Annotated in this window: 6 protein-coding genes; all 6 read left to right on the plus strand. The window is 33.0% G+C overall.

The genetic code is table 11. The annotated features are described in order from the left end of the window. Positions 1-48: 48 nt before the first annotated feature. Positions 49-486 carry a hypothetical protein gene (locus RM529_RS15465; protein ID WP_311485655.1) on the plus strand — a complete coding sequence of 146 codons (438 nt, stop codon included), beginning with the start codon at positions 49-51 and terminating at the stop codon, positions 484-486. A 363-nt stretch (positions 487-849) separates the two neighbouring features. Further along, a complete protein-coding gene (locus RM529_RS15470) occupies positions 850-1,656 on the plus strand; it encodes a GLPGLI family protein (RefSeq protein ID WP_311485656.1) in 807 nt (268 codons plus the stop codon). A 25-nt stretch (positions 1,657-1,681) separates the two neighbouring features. Beyond that, a complete protein-coding gene (locus RM529_RS15475) occupies positions 1,682-3,229 on the plus strand; it encodes a carboxypeptidase-like regulatory domain-containing protein (protein ID WP_311485657.1) in 1,548 nt (515 codons plus the stop codon). 14 nt (positions 3,230-3,243) lie between these two features. Next, positions 3,244-4,326 (plus strand): hypothetical protein, encoded by a 1,083-nt coding sequence (locus RM529_RS15480; protein ID WP_311485658.1) that lies wholly within the window; start codon positions 3,244-3,246, stop codon positions 4,324-4,326. Then, the gene (locus RM529_RS15485) at positions 4,327-5,247 is read left to right on the plus strand and encodes an alpha/beta hydrolase (protein WP_311485659.1); all 921 of its coding nucleotides are present in this window, start codon (positions 4,327-4,329) and stop codon (positions 5,245-5,247) included. A 41-nt stretch (positions 5,248-5,288) separates the two neighbouring features. Beyond that, the coding region (locus tag RM529_RS15490; RefSeq protein ID WP_311485660.1) for a hypothetical protein at positions 5,289-6,280 on the plus strand (992 nt) is incomplete at its 3' end.

The following is a 6,280-nucleotide window of genomic DNA, read 5'->3' on the forward strand; positions in this document are numbered from 1 at the left end:
TTATAATTGATAAACTAACGCCTGTACTTCAGGAATACTTGAGTGAAAATGAATAACAGTCACACAGACATATTATTAAATAATATTTTAAGTGATGCAGGAAATTTTTCGCTTGTAATTTTTGGCTTCAGTGCTACACTTTTTACAGTGCTTTATTCCTTTATTATTGGTCGTAGAGAACAGCTTAAGGAAATAAGTGATAGAATTAAGAACGGTGAGAAAGATATATTATTAACCCAAAGAAAAACAAATGCGGTAACATATATAAATTCCTTACGAAATTTGAATAGACATTTGATCGTAAGTTTGTTTCTGTCCTTAGGTAATTACATTGCAACAATAATTTCAAAATACATCCAGTTCGATTCAGAAATAAAAATCCTCTTAATAATTATATTTTCAACTTTAGGAATAGGAATTTTAATCCATATAATCTTCCTTTTAATTAAAACCGTTAGGAAATATAGAAAGAGTACAAAAGTTTAGGAAAACAATACTGTTGGCAACATCGGTTCATCGCAAATAACGGGTTTAGTCGAAAAAGTGTATTTTTAAAAACCAGGAAAGAAAATGGTTAAGCCGACAAGTCCGCGTCGCTACTCCCGCAACTTGCGATAACCGTAACCGTTGTGCCGCATGCAAGGCAGAGTATAAAGCGAAAATCGGATTTTCCCGCCAGAGTTTATGAAAATTGAAAAATTACGAAAATTAATGTGTCCGAAATTAAAACTAGCTTTTTTACACTGCTATTCATTTTATAATTTGTTATCGAGCGGGAAGATCATTATTATTCTGAATAGTGAACCGGAGCAGAATTGACCAAAACAATAATCCTAAAAAATTACAAAAATGAGAAGTATAATAATCCTTGCACTTTTAATGAGTTTGGGACATTTGAAGGCACAAAAATCCTATTCTTATAAAGCTACTTACCGTTTAGAATATCAAGAAAATTCTACCGATACAAATTCTATAAAATCTGAAATTGGAGTTCTTTATTTAGGTAACGACCACTCGCGGTATTCCAGCTTGGGTAAAGCGATTAAAGATTCTTTAGAGAATATGACAAATCCTGAAACCATGAGGATGGATGAGTACAACCAAATGACCGATTTTAAATACTCCATCTATAAAGATTATAAGGATAACGAACTTATTTTAGCCGAAAAGGTTTTTCAATATGAATTAAAATATAAACAGGATCTAAAACAGATTGATTGGGAAATTCAGCCAGAAAATAAAGAAATTTTAGGCTTTAGCGTTCAGAAAGCCACAGGTACCTTTGCAGGTAGAAATTATATCGCCTGGTTTGCGCCAGAATTACCATTCTCCAATGGGCCTTATAAGTTTAGTGGTTTGCCGGGACTTATTTTAGAGATCTCCGACCTTCAGGGACACTATGATTTTAGCTTAACGGGATTTCAGGAATTAGAAAAACCGGTGGATAAACTAATGAATTTGGACAGCTATAAAGCTGTTTCTCAGCAAGAACTTGATCAGGTTCGGGACGATTATAATCGCGATCCGATTGGAACAATGCAAAAGGCAGGAATAAAATTCGGTTGGAGTGAAGAAGATGAAGCTGAACAAAAGAAAGAACTAACTAAAAAATATAAAAAACGAAATAATCCTATTGAACTTCATTTTAACGAATAATCATCAATCAAAAAAAATTGAACAATTGGATTATTTTAAACAGATTTTCCTTTTCTTGATATCGATTTTTGTTGGTTTTGCGAGCTATTCTCAAACTGAAATTTCGGGGCAGATTTTTGATGATCAAAATGAAAAACTTAGTGGGGCAACGGTAATAATCAGTAAAGATTCAGTTTCTTCGATCTTAGCTTATGGTATTTCAGATACCGATGGAAAATTTAAAATAGGAGTCAAAACTGATAGCGAATTTTTATTTTTAAAAGTTTCCTACATTGGTTTTGGTACGTTTAAACAAACGGTTCAAAATAAAGCGCAGACATTGCAAGTTAAACTTTTACCTTCTTCAGAATCTTTAAAAGAAGTAATTGTAAAATCTGAAATTTTACAACAACGTGGCGATACACTCAGTTTTTCGGTAGCTGCCTTTAAAGATAAAAACGATCGGGTGATTGCTGATATTTTAAAGAAATTACCGGGAATCAATATTCGACCAAATGGACAGATCTATTATAAAGACGAACCTATCCAAAAATATTATATCGAAGGTTTAGATTTGTTAGAAGGGCGCTATAATATGGCGAATAACAACCTTTCGGCCGATGCGGTTTCTAGAGTCGAGATTCTCGAAAATCATCAGCCGGTAAAAGTTTTGGATAGTTTGGAGTTTTCAGAACGTGCTTCGATCAATATCAAGCTTAAAAAAGATGTTACCGTTAGCGGAACAGCGACCGTCGGGATGGGTGCAGCACCTTTGCTTTGGCAAACCAAGGTAACCCCAATGATCTTTACAAAAAAACGACAGGCGATTGTTACCTATCAAAGCAATAACACCGGGAACGATGTATCTGGCGAGATTCGTAATTTTTCGATCAATTTTTTTGAGAACGATTTTGATATTGATAAAGAAGATTGGCTTTCGATTAAGAATGTCTTGAAACCACCATTTTCTTCGGAGCGTTGGCTAGATAATAATGTGCATTTAGGTTCAGCAAATATTTTGCAACGGTTGAAGGATGATTTGGATCTAAAACTGAACATTTCTTATCTAAATGATTACCAGCAACAGGATGGGAGTACACAAACCCGATATTTTACGCCTACAGATACGATCGATGTGATCGAGAATACTAATAATGATATTTTTGTAAGCAAACTAGAGGGGCAACTCACTTTCGAAAAAAATGCCGATAAAAATTACCTGAAAGATCAATTAGAGTTTAAAGGTTCCTGGAATGCTAATCGTGGTTTTATAGACCGTCCCGATGGGCAAATAAAGCAACAGCTGGATAATCCTTTCTTCGGAATAAAAAATGATCTACGCCTGCTTAGAACTGTTGGAAAACAATTGATCACTTTCAATTCTAATATCGGTTTTACAGAAACCAATCAGGATCTATTGGTACAACCAGGACAATTTGAGGCTATTTTTAATGATGGTGATTCTTATGGCGAGATTCAGCAACAGGTTTCTTCACGAAAAATATATACCGATAATTCGGCTGGGTTTACAAAAAAGTTTGGCCAATTTACCATATCCCAAAATTTGGATTTTCGATCCAGAATCAACAATTAGATACTGATATTTTTTTGGAAAACGGGGAAGAGGTTTTAGATGCTGATTTTAAAAACAGAACCAAGTTTGTAGAATCTTCGGTATATTTTAAAAACGCTTTCAGATTTGAAAGTAAGGATGAAACCTGGAATTTAAATTTAAGTACGCCGCTTCAATTTAAAAGTTATCAGCTCGAAGATCAGAATTTTGAAGAAAAAAGAGGTTTCGATCGATTGGTTTTTGAGCCTAGGTTTTCTGTGAATAAAAAAGTCTCAGCCTTTTGGGATGCCAATGCTTCAGCAGAATTGAATTATGATTTTGGTGAACTTCAGCAATTATATTATGGGTTTTTGCTGAATAATTATCGAAATTTAAATCGGTACAACGCACCAATTTCCGAAGAAACAAGACAATATTATAGTGGTGGGCTGGCTTATCGAAATCCGTTAAAGCAATTATTTATAAACGCATCTTATTCGTATAGTTATTCTAAAAATAACTTGTTGTACAGTTCTAATATTGGTGAAAATGGAACAACAATTTTAGAAGCGCTTGCTCGGGATAATAGCGTTGATAATCATAGCTTTAGAGCCGGCGGAAGTAAATATTTTAGAAAACTAAAGACCACACTTAAGCTGAATGCCTCTTACAATTTATCCAAGCGGCAGCAACTTCTAAATAATATGCTGGCCGAGGTGAATACAAGAAGTTTTAATTTGCAAGGAAGTGTTGATGCTGAGATTTCCAGTTGGCTAATTACGAATTATTCAGGTAATTATTCCACTTATACTTCCGGGTTTGGAGAAAGTGATTTTCAGCAAATAGAAAGCCATCAACATACTCTCGATCTTTATTTTTATCCAAAGGACAATCAGTATCTAAGTGTGGGCGGCGAATATTACGGAAATTCGTTATCTGATAATGGCGACAATTATTTTGTGAACCTTAGCTATCAGTTTACTTTTGAGAAACCAAAAATGGATCTAAACATTAGTTGGCGAAATATCTTGAATACCGATGAGTTTATTAATGCTTACAATAACGAGTATTATTACGTGCAAAGTAGTTATCGCTTGCGTCCTTCCCAAGTCCTGGCAACTTTAAAATTTACGCTTTAAATGAACAATTTCATTAAAGAAGCCTTAAAAGCGGAAAATCAACCTCACCAGCGCACAGTTTTATACAAAACCGTTTTAGCAGATTTGATAAAAACAGATAAAATGCAGAAAATAATAATCTTCGGATTTTTACTATTTACAGTTTCAATATTTGGGCAAACTAAACTTGACCCAAATAAATATTATGCAGAAACTAATACAGTTTTTATAAAATCAAAAATATTTGAAAAAGACAGAGAATTACAGATTTTTATTCCAGATGAATATTTTAAAAATCCAGACAAAAAATTTAAAGTCCTCTATTTATTTGATGCTCAGAATCAACGAATATTTAATTATATAAGCGGCAACATTCAATTTTTATCAATGACTGACATTGAACCAGTAATAATTGTAGGTATTGTTACAGAAGATAGATGGAATGAATTTCTTACTCCAAATAATCACGAAGAAACTTTGGAAAGATATAAACCACCAATGGGTAATGCAGATTTATTAATAAAGCATATTCAACAAGAAATAGAGCCATTTTTAAAAGAAAACTATCGAACAGAAGATTACAGATTAGCAATAGGACAATCATTGGGAGCAACTTTTCTAACTTATGCGACAATGTCGACAGAAAATCTTTTCGATTACAATATTATCTTAAGTCCTAATTATGATTATGATCAAAAACAGTTTATAGAAAGGTTTAAAAAGTTCGTAAAAGCGGACTTGTCAAAAACTAAAAGCTTCTATTTCGCAAACGGTTACGGGGACGACTATGAACAAAAGTTTAGCGAGCCTTTAAATGAAGTCATTGAGATTTTAAAATACAGTAACAATCCGAAAATCAAATGGGATTATAAAAAATTAGACATTAATAACCACGGATTAACTTGGTTAGGAGTTTATAATGGGTTACTAAACTGGGAATAAAAACGTGCTACAACACGAAAAATAATCGGAAACCAAACACTATGAAATTAAAATATCCCTTGATACTCTTAAGTTTAACTGTATTATTTCTTAATTGCACTCAAAAGAATCCGCAGAAGAAAACAGAGACATCAAACACAATTATAAAAATCGATGATCGGATTCAATTATTCAGATTGGCGTACAATTTAGCCATTATGGACAGCATCGATCAAAAATTTCATCCCTGTAAAACTGATTTTTATTCCCAACACTATTTGCCATATAAAAAATACTCGGATCATCCGTTTGTTCAAAAAATTGCAAATGGAGATTTGTGGAGCGGAGATCTTCCCACCTTAGCATTAGCTCTTGATGAACATTTAAAGCCAAAAAAAAATCTCGACACGGTGATGCTCTCAGACCAATTTGGTTGGTACGGTAAAAATCTGGATTCAGTTTCAGACTTAATGATCAATTTCAAAAACAGCATTTCTTTCGAAGATAATTTCAATATAAATTTTGAACCTTTTAAGGATTCCATTGAGACAAATAATATTACTCAGAAATTAAATGAATTTTTTAGAACGGAGCAGAACTCAGATCTTATAGTTTATTTTGATCCCTTGAATGCTATAACAAGTAGAGCAATCAATTTTCTACCCGAGACTGACGGGAAAAGAAGATTTGTGCTAAACAATGTTTGTGAAAAAACGGACTCAGTTCCTACAAAAATTGCCCCCAGATGGAATGAAGATACTCGACGTATTATATTTCATGAGAGTTCTCACCTTTATACTAATCACTTATTAGAAGAATATTATGGTGAGGAATTTGAAAAAAAATTAGAGCAAGAAAAATATAAAGAAGAATATAAAAACATCGATGAAATTATTATTCGAGGAATTACTGCAAAAATAATTCAGACAAATTATGGAGAAAAAGAAGGTGAATTTGAAATTTCTCGACAACCAGAAAGGTCACGGATTGTATATGATTATTTAGACACCTATATAGAGAAAGAAAATATGACTTTTGAAAACGCTTATCAAGA

The sequence above is a fragment of the Autumnicola edwardsiae genome, from assembly GCF_031846505.1.
Taxonomy (GTDB): Bacteria; Bacteroidota; Bacteroidia; order Flavobacteriales; family Flavobacteriaceae; genus Autumnicola; species Autumnicola edwardsiae.

Excerpts from the sequence above, each read along its gene's own strand:
- RM529_RS15470 (WP_311485656.1), top strand. The coding sequence starts at position 850 with ATGAGAAGTATAATAATCCTTGCACTTTTAATGAGTTTGGGACATTTG.
- RM529_RS15465 (WP_311485655.1), top strand. The coding sequence starts at position 49 with ATGAATAACAGTCACACAGACATATTATTAAATAATATTTTAAGTGAT.
- RM529_RS15485 (WP_311485659.1), top strand. The coding sequence starts at position 4,327 with ATGAACAATTTCATTAAAGAAGCCTTAAAAGCGGAAAATCAACCTCAC.